At 40.9% G+C, this 4395-nt stretch carries 3 protein-coding genes; all 3 read left to right on the plus strand.

The genetic code is table 11. The features are described from left to right. Positions 1-1554 (plus strand): virulence factor SrfC family protein (locus QZU45_RS10980; RefSeq protein WP_295355248.1); only part of this gene is annotated, 1554 nt, incomplete at its 5' end. Positions 1555-1563: 9 nt separating this feature from the next. Continuing rightward, positions 1564-2817: an SEL1-like repeat protein gene (locus tag QZU45_RS10985; RefSeq protein ID WP_295355250.1), complete on the plus strand. Its 1254-nt coding sequence runs from the start codon at positions 1564-1566 to the stop codon at positions 2815-2817. 5 nt (positions 2818-2822) lie between these two features. Beyond that, on the plus strand, positions 2823-4395 hold a 1573-nt coding region (locus QZU45_RS10990), incomplete at its 3' end, for a vWA domain-containing protein (RefSeq protein WP_295355252.1).

Raw genomic sequence — 4395 nt, forward strand, 5'->3', positions numbered from 1 at the left:
CATGAGATTGATGTGCTTCTGTTCTGTTCAAGTGTGGAGGGACAGGGAGAAGTTGCAGAGGTTACCCCTTATCTGTCTTCATGGGTATATGAGAATATTGGAAAGGAGCCTGAGGATAGAGCCTCTTATGAAAAGATTCCCGTTGTAGGTGCCTTTACCAAGTTTGATGCCTGCTTTACCCGTGATATCGGTAAAGAGGCCGCCTCCCTATCTGATATTGGTAAGACCATTACCACAGCAATGGAGCGCTATGCTACCGGCTGGATTCAGAACTGGGCTCATGGTCAGGAGTTCAATCAGTTCTTCTTTGTAAGAAGACCAAATCTGCATTCAAAGAATGATGTATATGAATTCAGTTCTGAGGATGTGGAAACCGGAATTCGTCCTGAATATCAGTCTTATATCGATGCCTATAAAAAGGAAATCGTTAAAGATCCTGATATGAAATATGTATATGAGTTTAATCATTACAAACAGATGGGCAGGGCAGAGGATACACCTGTTATCTCCGAGGTACTAAAGGCCAATGATGGTGGTATTCAGTACCTTTCATCCTTCCTTAAGGATAATTTTACTGATTACAACTTTGGTAAAGAGAAATTTAATGACAGCATTAAGAGTCTGACCGCTAATTTGAGAAACCGCATCGGTAAGTATGCAAGAGAGTCTGGTGAACAGGCCTTAAGAATTGCTCATGCTAATGCATTATCCAAATTCAGGCAGTTAGCATCTTGTGATGTTGTTGCAGGAACCTTCGGTCGTTTTAGAAGCTTTATTGAAATCAATGAAGATCTTGCCCGAGAGAATTATCTTGAAAACTTCAGTGGCGGTCGCTCAAGCAATGCCTTCCGTTTCGCAAAGGCTTTAACTAAGATGCGCGAGGATAACCTTGAATCAATGCGTAACGGAGTGTTTTTTGATGTAATGCTTGCTGATATTTTAAGATATTGGGAGATTGAAAAGAAGAATGTTGAGGATTACCCTGAGGATGATCGCGAAGCATTTAATTTCTTCATTGCTGATAACGGTTCTCTGATTACTGATAAGAATGTTCTCAAGGATAAGTTCCATGAGCTGATGCAGTTTTTAACAGTAGAGCTTTCCAAAGCCTATAATGCTATGAATGTTGAGCAGGCTGTTATTGATGCAATTGACCCTTATGAGTCTCCTACCTCAAAGAAGGATGATCTGTGTGATGGGCAGTGTGCAAGAGCTTTGCAGATTATCTCTGATTTCAATACATACCTGTGTGTAGGTAAACAGGATAATTCAAATATCGAACGCATTAAAGTAAGAGGCAGAGCCGATAATGTGTCAGAAGAAGAGCCTTCACGTCCTTTGTTTAAGGAGAGCTCTGAGCACAGAAACTTCATGCCTGATGTAAAAAGAGCGAATGTGGATAATATCAGACTGCATTACTGCAATGATTATTTCAGTGTGCTTTTGAATGTTATCTGTGCAAAGAATGTAACAGCAGATAGCAAATATAATATTTCTCCAGAGCTCAATCGAGAAATCTGTGAGATTCTATCTGATATTGATAGTGTTTTTTAGAGAATTAAGATGTCTGAATTTACAGAAAAACTAATCGCCTCCATTATTAAGGAAAACAATCAGGGATACCTGATTTTAAAAAACAGCTGGTCTCTATTTGATTCTAACATTGGATTTGGGGGTAATACTCACAGCTTCAATATAACAATCAGATCTGAGAAAGGTCAGGAGATTATTGCAGAAGAGAGTATAAAGCCTGAGGACATATCTCCCTCTTCTCAGGATAAGGGCTTTAAAATCAGGCTGAGTACTCAGTCATTTAACAGTGTCTCATCTCAGGTTAACCGTTACAGCGGTAAATTTGAAACCTTTGTAAAAGAATTCACCACAGCAGACAACAAGGTAGTTGGACCTACTAGAGAGTTCTTCACCTTAACTGAAGGTGATATCTCTCTTATTCTTGAATCAGAGGAACCACAGGCTCAGTATGTTGACTCTCCTGTTCAATCTTCTCTTAATTCTACAGCTTCTGCCTCATCTGAAAACTTATTCTCTGGGGTAAATCAGGATACTCCTGTTTCGCAGAATGTTCAGCCTGCTTCTTCTCCAAAAAAGAAGGCATTCCTGATTCCACTGATTGCAGCCATTGCAGCTTTGCTTCTACTGCTAGCTGCCTTCCTCATCTGGAAGGGCTTTTTCAGCGGTGATGATGCTGTGGCTACACAGAATCCTGCTGTAACAGAGGCTCAGATTATTGAGGAGCCGATGACAGAACCTGTTTTGGAAGATGAAAGTAAGAAAGCTGACGATGAAAACAAGAATGCTGCTGATGATGGCAAGAGTTCAGAGAGTTCATCTTCAGATGAGAATAGTCAGAATGCTCCAGCTGAAGCTGTCAACCAGGAACCTCAGTCTCCTGCTGAAAATCAGGCGGCTGCACAGTCATCTGCTGAAACTCCTGCTGTTTCTGCAAACAGTACAGCTTCATCTGGCTCTCCTTCAGCCTGCACTTTAAGTTCAGAAAAGGATGAAGTGATTATAAGTAGCTGTCTGAGCACTAATCCTAAGATTGAGGTGATTTCATCCCTGTCAGAACAGTCATTAAATAACGATCGCTGTGATTTAGGCAAACGTCTTCTATCAAGTTACGGTCGAAAAGATTCTTCTGCTGCCTATATGTTTGCTAAGTATTTTGATCCAAATTCTACTGCACAAAGCAAGTGTATAAAGAAAGATAAGACTCAGGCTCTTTACTGGTATCAGAAAGCGTCTGATCTTGGTATGAATGAGGCTAATGAGGCCATAGGTAAGCTTAAGGAGTAATGGAAATGAAACTCAGATACATAACTTTAAGTGCAGTGCTTATGTCAGCTCTGTCCTGCAATACCTATGCTGATACTCCTCTTTTAATGGAGGGTAAAAAATCCATTTATCAGAGAGTTCTGACAACACCAGCCTGTGTTTTAAAGAAAAATGCTGCAGATTCTTCCGGCGATAAGGTAGCTGCTTTTTCTCGTTTCTATATTTATAAGGATGAGGGAAACTCATATCTTGTAGGACCTGATGTTTCTGGTAAGACTTCAGGTTACCTTGATAAGAGCTGTGTAGTTGATTGGAAAATGCAGACTGCACTGATGTTTACCAATCCTGCTTCAAGAAATAGGGCCCTGATTTTTAAGACAAAGGATGAGCTGCAGAAGCTTGTGGATGATTCTGATCCTAAGAGCAAGGTTTCTCCTATGATGGACAAGCTCTCAAAGAATGAGCAGATCCCTGGTGTTATATCTGTAGAGCCTGAAACCTATATTGACTACAAAAAACAGTTCTATCTGCTTCCTATTCTTGATTTTGAAGAGACTATGTTTGATGACGGTAATTATCTGCGTGAGCTTAAGATTGCCTCGGTCACCAAGAAAGAGGATAAGTCCAAGGGTAAGACCGATCTTCAGAATGAGCTGAAAACCTTTAAAGCTGCCGTTGTATTTGTAATCGATTCAAGTATATCAATGCAGCCATACATTGACAGAACCAAGGAAACCATCAGATCGATTGCCAAGCACATCAAAGAGCAGAAGCTTTCCAACAGTGTTCATTTCGGTCTTGTCTCTTTCAGATCAAGTACCAAGGCTGTACCTGAGCTTGAATATGTATCAAAGGTTTTCGTAAAACCTGGTGAGGCTACTGATGAGGAGCAGTTCAAGAAAAAGCTTGAAACTCTTAATCAGGCTACGGTTTCAAGTAAATACTTCGATGAAGATTCCTTTGCGGGTATTAATTCAGCTTTAGAGAAAATCGACTGGTCAAATTATGGCGGAAGATATGTGGTACTGATTACTGATGCAGGTGGTATCAGCGGTTCCGATAAGTTCTCTTCCACCGGTCTTGATTCAAAAGAGCTTCGTGCTGAGGCTAAGCACAAGGGTGTAGCTATTTATGCAATGCATCTTCTGACAGACTCCGGCAAGAGAAATTCAAATCATGACCGTGCTAAGAATCAGTATCAGGATCTGACTTACAACGAGACCATTCAGAAGTCTCTGTACTATCCTGTCAATGCCGGTGATGTCACCAGCTTCGGTAATAAAATCGATGAGCTTTCAAAGAACATTACCAATCAGGTAAAGCTTGCATCAATGGGTAAGGATGCTTTAGGTACTGCTCCTGATCCAAAGGATGATTCTGCTATGGCATCAGATACTGCTGCTTTAGGTTATGCAATGCAGCTTGCCTATTTAGGTGAGAAACTGGGTACAAGTGCACCTGATTTCCTTTCCGGATGGATTTCTGATCGTGATCTTGTTGCCCACGACAAGGTTACAAGTACTCCAGTGGTTCTTTTAACCAAGGATGAGCTGTCCTCTTTGAAGGATATAACCAAGAAGATTCTGGACTCTGCCAATG

This window comes from uncultured Succinivibrio sp., assembly GCF_902756765.1.
Classification (GTDB): Bacteria; Pseudomonadota; Gammaproteobacteria; order Enterobacterales; family Succinivibrionaceae; genus Succinivibrio.

Bases quoted from the DNA above. Each gene is read 5' to 3' on its own strand.
- QZU45_RS10985 (WP_295355250.1), top strand. From the start codon at position 1,564: ATGTCTGAATTTACAGAAAAACTAATCGCCTCCATTATTAAGGAAAAC.